The organism is Streptomyces lothianensis, from assembly GCF_047779955.1.
Classification (GTDB): domain Bacteria; phylum Actinomycetota; class Actinomycetes; order Streptomycetales; family Streptomycetaceae; genus Streptomyces.
In genome coordinates this window covers 1-16349 of record NZ_JBLMKT010000086.1, presented here as the reverse complement: position 1 = coordinate 16349, position 16349 = coordinate 1, and the positions used below count along the sequence as shown (strand labels likewise).

Here is a 16349-nt window from a genome sequence, read left to right as displayed (position 1 = left end):
AGGGGATGCGGATCCAGGTGAGGAGGAGGTCGAGGGCGAGCAGGACGCAGATGCCCGCGTCGATGCCGATCGGGAAGACCAGCGAGAAGTCTCCGAAGCCCTTCTTCTCGGCGAGCTCGCGCACCGCCGCGTAGGAGCCCGCGAAACCGATGGCGGCGATGACGACCGCACCCGCGACCACCACCCCGATCAACAAGCGATGCGTCCGCGTCAGCTGAAGTGGCCCAGCCACCCGTCATCCCCTCCGCTGGTGAACGGGCAGCATCCGTGCAAGGTGCTGCTGCCGTTGCAGATCTGGCTTGTCACGTTCAGGTCCTGCGCCTGCCGGGGGCGCTGCGACAGCGGCCCGTCGTTCGCAGGGAGTGGACAAGTCTCGTGAGTTCTTCATCGAATGTGGTTGAGCGTCGGCCCGGGGTGCGCGAGCAGTCCGGGCCGGGCCATTCAGTCCTGGGCGAGGAGCTTGGCAAGCATGGTGCGGTTCTCGCTCGTCATGTGCTCGCGCGCAATCCGGTTGAGGGCTTGCGGGTTGTTCCAGGGCAGGACCACAGCATCGCTCGACGGTTTCCCGGGCCTTGCGCCGCGGGGGCTGTCCGGCTGTTTCTCCGGCGGGGTGGTGATAACGGCGTTATCACTCATGCCGTTGGGCTCGGTGACGGGCTCGGGGGCTCGGGGGGTGATAACGGCGTTATCACCCCTCCCCTCTCCCCCTGTTGGTGCCTCGGGCTCGGCGGGGGTGATAACGGCGTTATCACCTGAGGGGGAGTCCGAGGTCTGGCGTGCCTTTCGCTGCGCCTTCTCCTGGTCCGCCTTGAGAGCGCGGTCGTCTGCTGCCGCGCGCTGTTCCACCGCGCTGAGCTTGGCAAGACCGCGTACGTGCTCGACCTTGCGTCGGCCGGCTTCCAGGTCGGCTTGCAGTTCCGGGGCGAGGGCTAGCAGGGAGAGGCGCTGAGAGATCTTCGCCTGTGTGATCCCGAGGCGCTTGGCGGCTTGCCGTTGCGAGCCGTAGAAGTCGACGAGCTTCTTGAGTGCCTGTGCCTCTTCGAGATCGGACAGGTCCTCCCGCTGGAAGTTGGCCACGAAGGCAGCTTCCAGGAGCGACTCGTCTGTCGAGGCGAGGCCGTCGTTGAGGGTGACCTTTACGGTCGCCAGGCCTGCTTCGCGGGCTGCTGCCAGACGTCGGTGCCCGTCTACGACGACGTGAGTGGCGCCTTCGTCGAGTTCGTGTGCGCGCTCGGGCCGGGAGGCGAGGTAGGCGTCGAGGGCAGCCACGGTAATCGCCTGGATTTGGCCGATCTCCGCAAGGCTGGCGGCCAGCCCGTCCAATTCGCCGAGGGATTCTCGTGGGTTGTCCGGATTCGCGCTGATCAGATGGAGGGGCAGCTCGGTGGGTTGCGGCACACCGACAGTGGGTGCCTTGGTCGCTCCGGTGATGGCGGCGCGACGGGCGCTGACTGGACGGGCGTTGCCGAATGAGGCGCCGGCGCCGAGGCGTTCCTTCTTGGTGCTCATGAAATCTCCCGGGCGAGGGCACGCATGGCGATGGCTTGGTCGCAGCCGGGGGCGTAGTCAAGGAGTGGCTGCTTGAGGCGCACTGCTTCCTTCTGCTCCTTGAGGTCTCCGATGACACCGACGACGCGTGGGTCCTTGATGTCCATCCAGGCCTGCAGGGACGAGGTGGCGATGTACCCGCGGCGGGCGTCGTAGTGGTTGACGACGATGCCCAGGTACTCGATCTCGAGAGCAAGGTCATCGCGGAGGTCTTCGATCTGACCGGTGAGCATGTCGTACGCGTCAGCTGAACTGTCCTCGGCCTGGACCACGATGAGGACGCCGGAGTTCCCGGGGGATTCTTCGGGGCGCCGTCGGCCGTAGTAGGCGGCTGCGTCCATGCTCAGCCCGAGGCTGGGCGGGCAGTCCACGATGATGACGTCGTAGTCGGCCTCTACCGGCGCCAGGGTCCGCTCCAGCGCCGCTTCGCGCGCTCGGACGGAGGAGAGCTTCACATCGAGCAAGAAGGCGTCCTGGCAGGACGGGAGCAGATGCAGGCGGTTTCCGAACCGTTCGCCCTCGATGTCCACGATGAGATCGCGCACTTCACCGTCGCCCTCACCGGCCAGGTGCTTGGTGAGGCTGGGACCGCTTATCGGAAGCGGCTGGTGGCCAAGCTGCTTCGTCAGGTGGCCCTGGGGGTCGAAGTCCACCAAGAGCACCTTGAGTCCCAGACCCAGGAGGTCTTCCACTTCAAGGCTCTTGTCGCCGTTGTTGAGGACGGCGGCGAAGTGCTTGGAGATCCGCACCGGGTGGAGCGTTGCTGCGTCTTCTGCCAGTGCCTCGCCGAGCCCGGCAGTGGTGGCTGTCTTGCCGACACCTCCTTTCTGGTTGCAGACGATGATGCGTCGCACCACCTCGGGGCGGCGGATTCCGGGTGCCGGATTGAGTTCCAGCCATACCTGGACCGACTGGGCCAGGCCCTGGATGAGGGACACTCCGCGGGCCTTGCAGTCGGCCCGGAACTCGTCCCACATACCGGTGGGAAGGAAGGTTCCGTACGGGGCGGCGCCTGAGGTGTCGATGGCGGGACGGTTGGATCCGAGGCCACGCCATGCGGTGATTCCGTCCGCGATCGCGTCCTGGATGTCCATTCCGAGTTGAGCGCTGCGGACCTTGATGTCCTGCCGCAGCGCGACCGGCAGTTTCGACACGACCTTTTCGCGGTCGCCTTGAGAGGAGGGAGTTGACATGCGATCAACATTACTAACACCTAAGGCCGGAAACCTCACCGACACGTTAGTCTTCCTCGGATTCCTTGGAGGATCTTCGCTGTGAAGCCCTTCGAGGACTCACAGCGACTGCAGTTCCCGTGAGCTTCAAGGTTGTGGGGAAGGGTTCGCCATGTCCTCCGTGCACCCTGGGGCCCACGATCGCCGCAATGCCGACAACAAGCCACTGACCAGGTGCTTTTCCCTGTGTGGGGGCCGTTTGGCAAGTGACGGCCTCGGACTCAGGACGAGGTGGGGAGCATGGTGTCACCAGACTGGTGACACCATGGGGGAGGGTGGAGCTCATGCCCTACGGAAGACCACGCCCTCTGGGACGCACTTCGATTCCCGAAGTCGTTGCCGCGCTCTACGCTCTTCACGACCGTGCCGAGGATCCCCGCCTCGACCGGTTCCCCGAACCCGAGGATCTGATCGGTGTGCTCACCTACACCGGGCAGCAGTCCGCGGCGCTGCGCGACGCTCTTGCCCGGGCGGAGAGCACACGCTTGCGCCTGATCCTCGTTCGGCACCTCCGCGTGGCGTTGGACGTCCATGAGCTCAAAGCGATCCACGATGGGCGCTCCATCATGGACGGGAGCAAGCATGTGCTCAGCTGGGCGGCTCTCGCACCCATGCTGGGCGTCGACTCCCGCAACGGGGCCCTGCTGCGCGCCCAGCGCCTGGAAGTCGCCAAGGATCTGGATCCGGAAGAGCAGCGCACCCCGGAGGCTCTGCGCCGGCGCAGAGCGGAAGCGCAGCGCACTGCGCTGCGGCACGGAGAGCTGACTGCTGCTGTACGGAAACTGTTGAGCCTCCGTCATGATCTGCCTGATGATCCAGATCTCGCCGAAGACCTCGACGACATCGCCGCCCTGGTCGAAGTCCGGCGGCCGAGTCAGCGTCAGCAGGCCAGCCTGGCAGCCAGGCTTCGTCTCCTCCTGCGTGACATCGAGGATCTCCCGGACTTCGTAGCCGGTCGGTCGACTCCGCTCCGAAGAGCTCTGGGCCAAGTACAGAAGCTGGTGCGGACGTAGAAGCTGCACACTGCTCGACCGACAGGTGATAACGGCGTTATCACCTCTTGCTGCGGCGCGCTCTGACGCTCCCAGGGACTGTCGCCCAAGGGTCGTCCGCTCCTCAGCCCTGGCGGGCTTGCGGTGCCCAGACGGGGTGGCTGGTCACCGTGGGCGTCTGTCGGGCGCATCGGGGTGGAAAGACATGGAAGCGTGGCTGAGACCGGGAAGTGGTTGCTCGAAGCAGGCGCGCCTGCCCGTTCGGCCGCACGCATCACGGTGGCTGACTTTCGGTGGTGCAGGTCGACAACGGGTCCTGAGTGCCACGGTCGGATTCAGAAGTTGCTGCACTGCCCTTCGCCGGTCACAAGACCTGCCCGGGACCGGTAGTGGTGTGTCCGACGGTCGTCCGGAGCGGGGCGAGTCGTCTACCCGCGCGTCGACTGCGTCGACGGGGCTGAAGGGTGTGTTCAGGCCCGTCCGGGGTCGGTCCCGTTCAGTCCCGTAAGGGAAAACCCCAGGTCAGATGGGGTGCTGTTCTCACCTACGGGACTGACGGGGCTGAGGTGTGTAGTTATCAGCTGCGTAGGAACATGCACTTGCGCGCGCGTGCGGAGAAGTCTTCTATCTGGGTGATAACTACCAGGTCCGGTCCCGTCAGTCCCGTAGATGAGTTGGATAGGCTCCTGACCTGGGGTTTTTCAGTGCGGGACTGAACGGGACCGAACAGTCCCGCACCCGTTTCACAGGTGCTGATCCGTGCCAAAGGGGGCTTACGGGGCTGACGGGACTCAAATTTCCCGACACGCCAACCACCTGCGTGGCGGCGCTGATCCATCCGCTACGCTCGATGCCGCAAACCTGGGAACTCAGCCCCGTCAGTCCCGTTGGGTCCGTAGGGGATCAAGCCATCTGAGCCTTTCAGGGCGAGCAAGCAATGAGTGGACAAGGACAGCCGTTGTTCCGTCAGCCAGTGCTCCCGGCGCACGCCGTCGAGCAGGTCGCCTGTGCAGTTCGTGTGAGCTGTGGAGCGGGCCTGTGCGTCGTCGGTTCTGTTCCCCGTACGCACCTGCGGGGGCGTTCATGAGCAGTGAGCCGAATCCCTCCGAGCCTTCGCACGGCCATCAGCAGAGCCTGGATTTCCGTCCGGCCGCTGCTGCGCCCGCGGTGCCCGCACAAGGCGACGGACGCACTGCCACCGGTTCCTCAGCCTCGGGGCTGATGCCGGACGCGCTCACGGACCGAGGCAACGCCAAACTCTTCGCCCGCCTCTACAGCGACCGATTCCGCTACGTCATCGGAATGGGCTGGCACAGCTGGGACACCTACCGCTGGAAACTGACCGGCGGGGAAGAAGCTGCCGTATGGACAGCCGGTGAGATGGCCGAGCAACTGCCCGATCATGATCCGCTCGGCCGGTTCACCAACCGGCAGCTGGCTTCCCACCGGCGCCACTCCGAGTCCACCTCGGGTCTCAAGGCGATGCTCTTCCAGGCCCAGGCCGCCCCCGCCCTGCGACTGGATCCCGATGTCCTCGACGGAGACATCTACGCCCTGTGCACCCCGTCCGGAGTGGTCGACCTGCGCACCGGGGAGCTGCACAAGCCGAACCCGCTCACCGACATGCACTCGCGTGCCACCACCGTCGCCCCGCAGCGGATGCCGATCCCGCGCTGGGAAAGCTTCCTGCGCGACACCTTCGGTGACGACGACAGAGGCCGGGAAACCACCCGCTTCCTGCACCTGCTGCTCGGCTACTCCATCACCGGCGATGTCGGCGCGCAGGTGCTGCCCTTCCTCTACGGCTCCGGAGCCAACGGCAAGTCCGTGCTGCTCGAGGTCACCATGCAGATCCTCGGCGACTACGCGAACGCGGCCCCACCCGGATTCCTGATGGAGAAGGGCAAGTTCACCGAGCACTCCACCGAGCTCACCGAACTGCACGGACGCCGCATCGTCGTATGCAGCGAGCTCAAGCCCAACGACAAGTTCAACGAGGCCCGGGTCAAGCTTCTCACCGGCGGCGACACGATCACCGCACGCCGCATGCGCCAGAACTTCTTCACCTTCACGCCCACCCACAAGCTCTGGCTGCTCGGTAATCACCGCCCCGAAGTCGGCACCGGCGGACACGCTTTCTGGCGGCGCATGCGCATCATTCCGTTCGAACGGCGTGTCCCCGACGCACGCAAGATCGACAATCTCGCGGCGGAGCTCGTCACCGACGAAGGCCCTGGCATCCTTCAGTGGCTGATCGACGGAGCCCGGTCCTACCTCACCACCCGTGACCCGCTCAATGGCCCCACCTGCGTACGCATCGCGACCGCCGCATACGAGACCACTGAAGACCACATCGGCCGGTTCATCACCGAACGCTGCACCACCAGCGTCGACGGTCGGCCCGATGCCGACCTGCGCGTGGAACAGAAACTGCTGTACGAGACGTACGGACGCTGGTGCGCCGACGAAGGGATCCGTGCCTCCACCCCGCGCGCGTTCGCCAGCCGTATCCGCCAGGAACTCGGGCTCGCCTCGCCTGCAGAAATGATCAAGAACAATGCGACCAAGCTCTACCCGGGCCTGGCCCTGCTCTCCGACGACCACACGGGAACGGCCCCATGATCGGTAACGCCGTCTTGGGGGGCACACTGTGCCGAACGTACGATGGAGCGGGGATGTGCCCACCACGTCTCACCCCCGTGCGGGCAGCCGCGAGCACCGCACCACATGGCCGCCGCACGGCCACCCACGCACCGGAGGCCCGATGAGCGCGATGCTGCAGGAAGGCGACCTCGCCCAGGAGGCCGAGATCGTGTGGCTGGAGGATCCCACGCCGCTCGACTACGTGCGCCAAGCCCTCGACAAAGTGAACACACGCAGGGGAAAACCGCGCTATGAGCGAGACGGCCGGCTCATCGGCTACTCCAACCTCGCTCCGAAAGCGCCACGCAGCGCCGACAGCGGCCTGTTCGCGCGGCGCACGTTCTATCTGCTGCCGCATGACCGTCCCAACCGGCCGGACGACCCGGAGTGCCCCTACCGCGTCGGCTCCCCCCTCGAGGCTGTCGACCCCCGCACGATCGATGCGGGAGTTGTCGGTGCGAAGACCACCCGCTCGCAGGGCACCGAGGAAATAGTGCCCAGCGCCTCCTGAACCGGCGGATGCTGCCGACAGCCTGACCATGGCGCGATGAACGGCACGTTCGTCGATGGTGCACCGGGTGACCTCCATGCCTCCGCAGCGCAGTGCAGGGGTGATCCTGCGGGCCCGTGGGGGCTGTCCACGACCGTCGTGTGACTTCGGATGGTCAGGTGCCTGGGTGGAGGGGGCGTCGCGCGCCCGCTTCCATGCCGCTGCGGATGACCTGCGCCGCCCGCCGCTCCTGTCCGGGCCGGGCCAGTTCGGCGGTCCTCAGCAGCGCCTCCTCGGCGGCCTCGTGGGAGAGGTAGCCGCCGGCGACCAGGCCTCCGGCGGTGAAGGCCGCCCGGTTGAGCTTCTCGGTGAAACCTGCCCCTTCGGCGACCGCACCACACGCCGCGACGTCGGCGAGGCCGTGCGCGAGCAGCCTGCCCGCCCTGTCGCGGCCTCCGCCCGCCGCCACGACGGCCTGCCGGGCTCGAGGCGGTACGGGACGGGAAGCAGCGACCGGGGGAGTGGGGGCGTGGCCCGTGCGAGCCAGCTCGGCGGCCAGCCACGGGGGGAGCGGAGCCGGGCGGCGGGCCTCGCCGATCGCGGTGTACGTGCCCGCCCGCGTGGTCGTTCCGGGCGCGACGATGTACCCGCCGTGGGCTCGGACGTCGACCTGCCAGGCCAGGGCGCGCCCTCCGGTCGAGCCGGTGGAGCATTGCCAGCGTCGGCCGTCGGTCACCCGGTACCAGATGTGCATACCGCCCGAGGGGGTCCTCACCCGCAGGGTCGATGTGTCCTCGGCCGGGCTTGCGTGGCCCGCGAGAGCGGCGAGGACGGCGAGGGTGTGGAAGCCGGTGCCGACGCCGGTCAGGTCGACGCGTTCGCTGATGTCGATGCCGGGCAGGAGGCGGTCGCGGGCGGGCAGTTGCCGGTCCGGGTGGGCGTCGATGTCGATGACGACGAGTTCGGCCGGTCCGCAGGCGACGCCGACGCCGAAGCGCGGGTCGACGGCCCACCAGTGCGCGATGCGGGTGGGGTCGAGTGTCGCCGCCCGGAAGCCGTGGCACCAGCGACCGGCCGTCGGGCAGGGGCAGTTGTCGTAGGTGTGGCCGGGAGCCCGGCAGGCCTCGCAGTTGGCCGCGGGAGTCTTGCGGCCCGGTGCGAGCGGGAGCACGGGCCAGCCCTGCTCGGCGCACCAGCGGGCGGTGACGGCTGTGGGGACGGCCGGGGGGACCGTCCTCGGTCCTGAGTCGCTGCTCGACCGGTGCGGCTCAGCAGGCATGTTGTTTCCCCCTGGTGCCCCTGGTGCGCGCTGGTGTGAGTGAAGCGACCGCAGCGACTGAAGCGACCGAGTGACCGAATGAGGAACACAGGGTAGTGGAGGCGCCCATCGGTACGTGAATACGGGGAGAACTGCACCCCCGGAACTGACGGAGGGGCAGCTACCGACAGGCCGGTGGCAGCTACCGTCCACTCTTCGGTAGCTTGCCCAGGAGCTGACAAAAACGCAGGTCAGGCGGCGCAGCAGCGGGGAACAGCGACTGAAGCGACTGAAGGTTCCCATCTATGACGCACAGGCGCACTCAGGATGGCTTCATATATCCGAAGTCTGGGTCGCTTCAGTCGCTCTGCCCCGGCGAGACAGCCCCTGAGCTGGGATTGTTCGCCGCACCAACCGAGCTACCGACCGCCTGTGGCGTGGCGGGCGGTCCGGATGCGGGCCTGAAAGATCGATTCGGCCAGGTGTCCGGATATTCTGACGGACCGGACGGTTTTTTTCCGTAGAGCTCTACGCTAGGTGATCGGTTCTTCGTTAGTGTGTACGCATCGGTGAGTCGCTTCGGTCGCTGATGGGGGATACGCATGACCGATGAGCCGCAGCTTCGGCGTGGCTAACCACCGAACCCGGGTATTGACCGCTGGCCCTAGCCCGGAAGGGCCGTTTCCCCAGTTCGTGCCGCGGCGTCAGACGCTGGGCTTCAGGGGGTATTTATGGGCATCGATCCCGGTGACGGGCTCTTCGACGCTCGTGCTGTGGCTGCCCAGATCGTGACGTACGCCAACTCCGTGCCCGCGCAGGACAAGGGCCCCCAGCCGACCGGGGAGCACGCCCTGGCGGCCGGTCTGCTGCCGGACACCCTCAGCGACCGGGGCAACGCCAAGCTGTTCGTCAAGCTCTACGCCAACGACTACCGGCACGTGCCGGGCCTCGGCTGGTACCGGTGGGACTCCACCCGCTGGCAGATCGACGAGGACGACACGGTGATGTGGGCCGCCGGTGACCTCGCGGAGAACATCGCCACCACCGACCCGCGTGGCGTCTTCACCGCTCAGGCCCTCCAACAGCACCGCAGACGCGCATTGAGCACCTCCGGCATGAACTCGATGCTGGTCCAGGCCAGATCGGCCCCCGGCATGGTGCTCAACGCCGCGTTGCTGGACGCCGACCCGTACGCCCTGTGCACCCCGGGCGGCATCGTCGATCTGCGGACAGGCACGGTCCGGCCCGCCTCCCCGGACCTGGACTTCCACTCCCGCTCCACCACCGTCAGCCCCCGGCAGATGCCGACGCCGCGCTGGCTCCGGTTCCTCACCGACACGTTCGGCGAGTCCGACGAGGGCGCGGAGATGATCGACTTCCTGCATGTGCTGCTGGGGTACTCGATCACGGGAGACGTCGGCGGTCAGGTCATGCCCTTCCTGTTCGGTTCCGGAAAGAACGGCAAGTCCGTCCTGCTCGACGTGTTGCTCAAGCTCCTCGGCGACTACGCCGACGCGGCGCCGCCCGGGTTCCTGATGGCCCGGCCGTACGAAGGGCATCCCACGGACCTTGCCGAGCTGCACGGCCGCCGCGTCATCGTCTGCTCCGAGGTGAAGCCGGGCGACCGCTTCGACGAGGCCCGGGTGAAACTGCTGACGGGAGGAGACCGGATCAAGGCTCGTCGAATGCGGCAGGACTTTTTCAGCTTCGAACCGACGCACAAGCTCTGGCTGTTGGGCAACCATCGGCCCGAGGTCGGCACCGGTGGCTTCGCCTTCTGGCGCCGGATGCGGATGATCCCGTTCGAGCGGGTCGTCCCGGACGACCGCAAGATCGACAACCTGGCCGGCCTCCTGGTCACCGAGGAGGGCCCGGGCATCCTGAACTGGCTCATCGAAGGCTCCCGCCGATATCTCGCCGGGGGCAAGGCCCTCACCGGGCCCGAGCGCGTGCGCGTCGCGACCAGCGCCTACGCGGAGACCGAGGACCACACGGGGCGCTTCCTCGCCGAGGCCTGCCGGCTCGAGCCGGAGTTGAGAGCCGAACAGGCGCAGCTCTACCAGCAGTACAAGGTGTGGTGCCAGAATGAGGGGGCTCCTCCCCTCTCGTCCAGGTCCTTCGCGGCGCGGGTCCGTGAGGCGGTGGGGCTGGCGTCTCCGAAGGGGATGATCCTGTCCAACCAGCGGAAGTACTACCCCGGCATCGGGCTGCTCGCCCATGAGGAGGACGCATGAGTGCCCTCATCGCAGAGGACGAGATCAGCCACGAAATCGCCCTCGTCTGGCTCGAGAGCGTCGAGGAACTCGACTACGTACGGCAGAGCCTGGACCGGCTGCCGACCCGGCGTGGCAGGCCCGCCTACCACCGCGACGGCCGCATGATCGGCTATGCGCAGCTGGGACCTCGGGCCAAGCCGTCCCACTCGTCGGGGACGTTCCGCCGCAGGGTCTTCTGGCTGCTGCCGCACGACCGCGACACCCACCCCGACGGCCTGTACGCGACCGGGGCGCCAGCCGAGGCCGTCGACCCGCGCACGCTGGCTCCCGGCATCAAGGGGCGCAAGACCGAGCGGTCCAAGGGCGATCCGCGTCGAGGGGCTGTGCAGGGGGCTTCGGTGGAGTGACGTTCACCGCTCCGCTCCGCGCCGATCCCCTCTGAGCCCATCTGAGGCCCGCTTCCTCTCGTGGGAGCGGGCTTTTGCCGTCCCGTGAGGGGAAGCGCAGGGGCGCGCTTCCTTGATTGCAAAGAACCGTCCAGCCGGTATATTTTTCTTCCGCGTAGATGAGCGGGCTGGGGGGAATCGCCATGCAGGCGCAGGTCGTGGTGGTCGGTGGCGGGCCGGTGGGGATGCTTCTCGCCTGCGAGTTGGCGGGCTACGGGGTGCGCACCCTGGTTCTCGAGGCGAGGACCGCCGTGTCGCAGCGGCCCAAGGCGACCACGCTGCATGCCCGGGCGGTGCAGTGTCTGGCCCGGCGCGGGCATCTCGGTGGTCTCGCGCGGGCCGGGGGAGCCGATGAAGCCTCGGCCGGTGAGGCGGTGACGCACAGTTCCTTCCACTTCGCGGGGATCCCCGGGCTTGTCGTCTCGGCTCCCGCCACCGAGCCGGAGCCGATCCTCAAGTGCCCTCAGGAGCAGTTGGAACGGCACTTCGAGCACCGGGCTCGTGCAGCCGGAGCGAGGATCCTGCGCGGGCACCGGGTGACCGCGGTGCGGCAGGAGCCCGGCGGGGTCCGGGTCAGGTCGGAGGGGCCGCACGGGCACGTCGTGGAATGCGTGGCCGACTACGTGGTGGGGGCGGACGGTGCGCGGAGCGCGGTGCGCGAGCAGGCCGGTATCGGCTCGCGCACGTATCCGGCGACCGTGTCCGCGATGGCGGGCGATGTCCGTCTCGCCGAGGCCGGTGCCCTGAGGCCGGGGTGGCACCGTACGCCGCGCGGCTGGATCGTCGTCAAGGACGTGTCCGGGGAAGCGGACGTACCCGACGGAACGCTTCGTCTGCGGACCCTCAACTGCGCGGGCGCGCACCGGTCACGGCACCAGCCGCTCACCGTGGAGGAACTGCGCCGCGAGGTGGCCTGGATCGCCGGACGGGACATGGCGATGGACTCGCCCCGGTGGCTGAGCAGGTTCAGCGACTTCTCACGGCTCGCGGACACCTACCGGGCGGGCCGGATCCTGCTCGCGGGGGACGCGGCGCACGTGCACTTCCCGATCGGAGGCCAAGGGCTCAGCACGGGGCTCCTCGACGCCGTCGGCCTGGGCTGGAAGCTCGCGTACACGGTCCTCGGCAGTGCGGGGGAGGGGCTGCTCGACACGTACGGCCGGGAGCGCAGGCCCGATGCCCAGCGGGTCATCGACCACACGCGGGCGCAGCTCGCCCTGATGCGGCCCGGACCGGAACTCGACCCGCTGCGGGCGCTGTTCGCCGAGCTGCTGGCCCAGGGAGGTGCCAGAGGAGGGGAGAGCGCCTTCCTCGGTTCGATGGTCAGTGCGCAGGGGACGGTTCTTCCGGCGCGGACGACGAACCTCTCCCCCTGGGAAGGAAGGTTCCTGCACAACGTCGCCCTGACGACGTCCCAGGGGCGGACCGATGTGATCGGACTGCTGCGTGAGGGGCGGCCGCTGCTGTTGCTCTTCGGTGAGCGGGGCAGGGGGTACGGGCAGGAGCGTGCGGTGGAGCGGACGTGCGGGCTCGTGCGCGTCGTGGACGCCGAGCCCGTGCCGGAACTGCCCTGCGACGCGCTGCTCGTACGGCCCGACGGCTACATCGCCTGGGCCCCGGGCGGCGACGGCCTGGGTGCGGCTCTGTCGGCGTACTTCGGCGTGACACGTCCTGGCGGCGGCGAGCCGACGGAGGCCGGGCGTGTCCGGCTCGTCAGCTGACCGCTGCCTGGCTCTCGGCCGCCTGGATCTCGGCCATCAGGGCCCGCAGTTCGGTGGAGATCGCCTCGCCGCGGTGCTCGGAGAAGTCCACGGAGGTGAGTACGGAGGAGACCGTCATGCTGGGCAGCATGTGCCGCAGCAGGTGGGAGATCCGCCGCAGCAGGTCCTGGTACTCGGACACGGCCTGAGACATGGCCTGGACGCCGGCGAAGGCCCCCACCAGGGCGTCCGCGGTCTCCTCCGGTACGACCTGGGGGAGCAACTCGCCCTGTGCCTGTGCTTCTTCGAGCAGCCCCTTGACGACTTCGGCCCAGCGCGTGAACGGACCGCTCCGGTCGAGTCCGTGGGCCTGCTGGTCGAGGGAGAGCCGGACGCCCGCCCGGACCATCGGGTCGGTCTGGAGGCGGTAGGCGTGGAGCATCACCGTGTCCACGAGCTCCTGGATCTTGCAGGCGCGCTCGGGGATGGGCAGCCACTGGTCCTGCTCGTGCAGGACGCCCTGGGCCAGGTGCTCCTTGGACGGGAAGTGGAAGTACAGGGCTCCCTTGGTCACACCGGCGGCGGTGAGGATCTCGCTGATCGTGGCGGCCTGGTAGCCACGCTCCTCGAAGACCCTGGCAGCCGCCGAGAGGATCGTCTGCCGGGTATGGATCGCCCGCTCCTGCTTCACCATGTCGGCCTCCTTCAGTCAGTGAGCCCGGAGACCCAAACAAAAAAACCGCCCAGTTCGTATCTTACAACCGGTGTCGTCGGGTGCGGCCCTGGTCCGGGCGATCGGTGGTCTGGGCACGAAACTCACGGTGAGCAGGGAGGCGTCACATGATTCTGGTGACCGGTGCGACGGGGACGGTGGGGCGGGAGGTCGTCCGAGGGCTCCTCGAAGGTCCCGAGGATGCGGGTCGGCTCGTACGGATCATGGCGCGTGATCCCGGGCGGGTGACGGGCCCTGGCGGGACGGGCCGCGGGCGGACGGCGGAGACGACTGCCGGGGACTACCGCGATCCGGTGTCGCTGGCGCGTGCGTTGGCGGGGGTGCGGACGGCGTTCCTCGTCACGAACCGGGTCGGAGGCGACGACGACGCGGAGTTCCTGCGCGCGGCGCGCGCGGCCGGAGTGCGCCGCGTGGTGAAACTCTCCGCGGCGGCCGTGCTCGACCCGGACGCCGACGACGCCATCACCCGGTGGCAGCGGGTCACCGAGGAGCAACTGCGATCGTCGGGGATGGAGTGGACGCTGCTCCGGCCGCGTTCGTTCATGTCCAACACCCTGTCCTGGGCGACCTCCATCCGCTGCGAACGCGTCGTGCGGGCGCTGTACGGAACGTCGGCCAACGCGTGCGTGGACCCTCGGGACATCGCGGAGGTGGCCGTGCGGGCGTTGACGGAGGAACGGCACGCAGGGAGGGCGTACACCCTGACCGGTCCCGAGGCGATCAGCGCGGCCGAGCAGACCGAGCAGCTCGGCCGGGTGCTGGGAGTTCCGCTCCGTCTGACGGAACTGACCCGGGACCAGGCGCGTGTTGCTTGGTCCCGGCGCCATCCGGCCGAGGTCGTCGAGGCGCTGCTGCGCAGTGCGGACCGGCAGCGGGCAGGGGGCAAGGCCCAGGTCGACGAGACGGTCCGGGCGGTGACGGGGCGGCCGGCGGGAACCTTCGGGGCGTGGGCTCTCGACCATCGGGGGGCTTTCGGGAGGGCGGCCGCTGACTCGGATACGGATACGGGTGCGGGCGCCGTGCGTAGGGACGTGCGGGTGGGTGCCGGGGGCTGATACGGGGTCGGCCCCCTGGGCGGCGTCGGCGGAGCCGGGCGGCCAGGGGGCCAGGGGGCCGAGCGGGTGCCCGGGGCGGCGTGGGAGTCGCCCCGGGCGGGTCACGCGGGGCGTGGGGCCGCCGTGGTCACGGTGGAGCGGAAGACGAGTTCCCCGTCCTGGAGAGCGGTCACCAGAACGGTTTCCTCGCGGTCCGGGCCCGTGCCGGGGAGTTGGCGGGCCTCGATCACGCAGGGCGTGTCAAGTTCGGCGTAGCGCGCGAAGGCGCCGGTGATGCCGAGGGGCAGGGAGGGGGAGCCCAGGATCGCGGCCGTGGCCTGGCGGGCGGCTTCGAGCAGCATCATCCCCGGTACGTGGTCGACGGGGTGCTCGAAGAGCACGGGGTGCCGGGTGTCCACCCTGAGCTGCCAGCGGTCCTGCTCGCCGGTGGGCGAGAGGACGACATCCATGGGGGAGACCCGGCCGACGGTCTGCGGCGCGGTCGGCGCGGTGAGCGGGAGCTGGGGCCGGCCGCTGCTCAGCCGTTCGGCGCGCAGGCGCTGGTAGACCCGGGGGGAGGTACAGGTGAAGGCTGCGCCCCCGGTCGCGGCGATGTGGCCGTCGCGGCGGATCACCGCGTCGTAGCGGAACCCTGCGAGGCGGGCGCCGCGCCGCTTGACGTCGCTGCAGGTGATCTCGACGTCGAGCGAGGCCGGGGCGGACCCGACGCGCAGATGCTCCGGGCGGACCGCGATCTCGAGATCCCACATGAGGAAGTTGTGGTCGAGGGGGACACCGAACTCCGCGTGTGCCAGCAGGCATCCGGCCTGGCGGATGGTCTCGGCCGCTATGAGCGGGTCGTGGCAGCCTGCCACGGTGGTGAAGAAGCTGTGCCCGCGCGGCCACTGGCCCGCCACGGTGAACCGGTGGTCGTCCGTGCGTTCCCAGTCGGTGAGCAAGACCTCCGCGACGCTGGCGCGGTGCACGAATTCCTTGGGCACGGTGGTGGTCAGGGACGGGTGCCCGAAGACACCGGGCCGTGTGGGCGCTGTCGTGTCCTGGGTGGCGCGCGCCGTGTCGGCTGTCGCTTGGTGGGTGTGGAACGTGCTCGTAGACATGGGTCCCCCTGAGCCGCGTTTGGTCTGAACGTGGGTGGACGTTCCCTCGGCAGCGAAGATACATACCATCCGGTTTACTTTCTACCGGAATCAGTCACTCCGCCCGCAAAAGCGCGTGAGCGTCCCGTTGTCCCCCGGCGCGACCCCGGTGCGCCCGCCCCCGGCGCACCTCCGGGTGGCCTTCGCGTCGGGGGCGGCCTCCCGGTCGACTCTGCCGTGAGCGGTGTGCACTGTGCCGAATCTCCAGCGATTCCTTAGTGATTCTTGAGCGTGCTGGCCGAACGTGTCCCCAAGCCCAGGAAAAAGGGGGGTATCGGCTGGATGGAGAGCCGGGAGGCAGTTTTCCGGGTGGAGCGCGGCCGGGCTGATGACGAGGAACTCGCGGCGGTCGCCGCGGTGTTGCTCGCCCTGCACCGGGAGCGCGGCCCGGCGGTGAGCGAGGAGCCGGCGGAGGCCGGCTCTCGCTGGTGGAGGCGACCGGATGCCTATACGGCACCCGGCAGCTGGCGTTGAGCAGGGGTGCTGACACCTCTCCCTCTACAAACCGCGCATGCGGTTTGTTAATATCTGCTGCATGGACCCGGGGCGGACCTCCTCGGCCTTGTCCCTTGTCCGAGGAAGGGCTGACATGGCGATGACGACTGCCCCGGCACTTACCGAGCCGGTGCCGGGCGACCTGCGCGGGCGCGTGGCCGAACTGTGCGGGGTCCGCGTGCAGGCGCTCGCGGGGCCGAGCGAGAAGGCAACGCAGGCGCAGCACGCGAAGGGCAAGCTGACGGCGCGCGAGCGCATCGAGCTGCTGGTCGATCCCGGGTCGTTCCACGAGGTGGAACAGCTGCGCCGGCACCGGGCGACCGGTTTCGGCCTCGAGGACAAGCGGCCGTACACCGACGGTGTCATCACCGGCTGGGGCACGGTCGAGGGCCGCACGGTCTTCGT

Annotated in this window: 15 protein-coding genes; 9 read left to right on the top strand and 6 right to left on the bottom strand. The window is 68.7% G+C overall.

The features are described 5' to 3' along the window. The 3 genes from ACLF6P_RS29500 to ACLF6P_RS29490 all read right to left on the bottom strand — a co-directional run. On the bottom strand, positions 1–232 hold a 232-nt coding region (locus tag ACLF6P_RS29500; RefSeq protein WP_415954478.1), incomplete at its 3' end, for a DUF2637 domain-containing protein. A gap of 209 nt (positions 233–441) precedes the next feature. Next, on the bottom strand, positions 442–1509 hold the full coding sequence (locus ACLF6P_RS29495) for a ParB/RepB/Spo0J family partition protein (RefSeq protein WP_415954477.1): 1068 nt from the start codon (positions 1507–1509) through the stop codon (positions 442–444). After that, complete coding sequence (locus ACLF6P_RS29490) at positions 1506–2741, bottom strand: ParA family protein (protein WP_415954476.1); 1236 nt, start codon at positions 2739–2741, stop codon at positions 1506–1508. Before ACLF6P_RS29490 ends, ACLF6P_RS29495 begins: the two co-directional genes overlap by 4 nt. 314 nt (positions 2742–3055) lie before the next feature. On the opposite strand from ACLF6P_RS29490, the gene ACLF6P_RS29485 reads away from it, so the two are divergent. The 3 genes from ACLF6P_RS29485 to ACLF6P_RS29475 all read left to right on the top strand — a co-directional run bounded on the left by ACLF6P_RS29485 (position 3056) and on the right by ACLF6P_RS29475 (position 6926). Continuing rightward, a complete protein-coding gene (locus tag ACLF6P_RS29485; protein WP_415954475.1) occupies positions 3056–3793 on the top strand; it encodes a hypothetical protein in 738 nt (245 codons plus the stop codon). A 1062-nt stretch (positions 3794–4855) separates the two neighbouring features. After that, positions 4856–6394: a DNA primase family protein gene (locus ACLF6P_RS29480; RefSeq protein ID WP_415954474.1), complete on the top strand. Its 1539-nt coding sequence runs from the start codon at positions 4856–4858 to the stop codon at positions 6392–6394. 142 nt (positions 6395–6536) lie between these two features. Beyond that, positions 6537–6926: a DUF6009 family protein gene (locus tag ACLF6P_RS29475; RefSeq protein WP_415954473.1), complete on the top strand. Its 390-nt coding sequence runs from the start codon at positions 6537–6539 to the stop codon at positions 6924–6926. A gap of 154 nt (positions 6927–7080) precedes the next feature. On the opposite strand, the gene ACLF6P_RS29470 is transcribed toward ACLF6P_RS29475, so the two are convergent. Further along, the gene (locus ACLF6P_RS29470; RefSeq protein ID WP_415954472.1) at positions 7081–8184 is read right to left on the bottom strand and encodes a bifunctional DNA primase/polymerase; all 1104 of its coding nucleotides are present in this window, start codon (positions 8182–8184) and stop codon (positions 7081–7083) included. A 710-nt stretch (positions 8185–8894) separates the two neighbouring features. Here ACLF6P_RS29470 and ACLF6P_RS29465 point away from each other — a divergent pair. The 3 genes from ACLF6P_RS29465 (at position 8895) to ACLF6P_RS29455 (ending at position 12546) form a co-directional block, all read left to right on the top strand. Then, positions 8895–10397 (top strand): DNA primase family protein, encoded by a 1503-nt coding sequence (locus ACLF6P_RS29465; protein WP_415954471.1) that lies wholly within the window; start codon positions 8895–8897, stop codon positions 10395–10397. Next, positions 10394–10786: a DUF6009 family protein gene (locus ACLF6P_RS29460; protein WP_415954470.1), complete on the top strand. Its 393-nt coding sequence runs from the start codon at positions 10394–10396 to the stop codon at positions 10784–10786. Before ACLF6P_RS29465 ends, ACLF6P_RS29460 begins: the two co-directional genes overlap by 4 nt. Positions 10787–10944: 158 nt before the next feature. Continuing rightward, positions 10945–12546, top strand: a complete 1602-nt coding sequence (locus ACLF6P_RS29455) for an FAD-dependent monooxygenase (protein WP_415954469.1) — start codon at positions 10945–10947, stop codon at positions 12544–12546. Here the strand turns inward: ACLF6P_RS29455 and ACLF6P_RS29450 are convergent. Further along, positions 12539–13219, bottom strand: a complete 681-nt coding sequence (locus tag ACLF6P_RS29450) for a ScbR family autoregulator-binding transcription factor (protein WP_415954468.1) — start codon at positions 13217–13219, stop codon at positions 12539–12541. The two genes, ACLF6P_RS29455 and ACLF6P_RS29450, sit on opposite strands and share 8 nt — an antisense overlap. Before the next feature lie 146 nt (positions 13220–13365). Between ACLF6P_RS29450 and ACLF6P_RS29445 the strand changes: the two genes are divergently transcribed. Next, positions 13366–14313 (top strand): NAD(P)H-binding protein, encoded by a 948-nt coding sequence (locus tag ACLF6P_RS29445; protein ID WP_415954467.1) that lies wholly within the window; start codon positions 13366–13368, stop codon positions 14311–14313. 101 nt (positions 14314–14414) lie between these two features. Here ACLF6P_RS29445 and ACLF6P_RS29440 read toward each other — a convergent pair whose 3' ends face one another. Continuing rightward, complete coding sequence (locus tag ACLF6P_RS29440; protein ID WP_415954466.1) at positions 14415–15410, bottom strand: ScbA/BarX family gamma-butyrolactone biosynthesis protein; 996 nt, start codon at positions 15408–15410, stop codon at positions 14415–14417. A gap of 321 nt (positions 15411–15731) precedes the next feature. Here ACLF6P_RS29440 and ACLF6P_RS29435 point away from each other — a divergent pair, with 321 nt between their 5' ends. Next, entirely contained in the window at positions 15732–15923 is a 192-nt protein-coding gene (locus ACLF6P_RS29435) for an acyl-CoA carboxylase epsilon subunit (protein ID WP_415954465.1), read from the top strand. 115 nt (positions 15924–16038) lie between these two features. After that, positions 16039–16349, top strand: a 311-nt coding sequence (locus ACLF6P_RS29430; RefSeq protein ID WP_415954464.1) for a carboxyl transferase domain-containing protein, incomplete at its 3' end; no start/stop codon positions are given.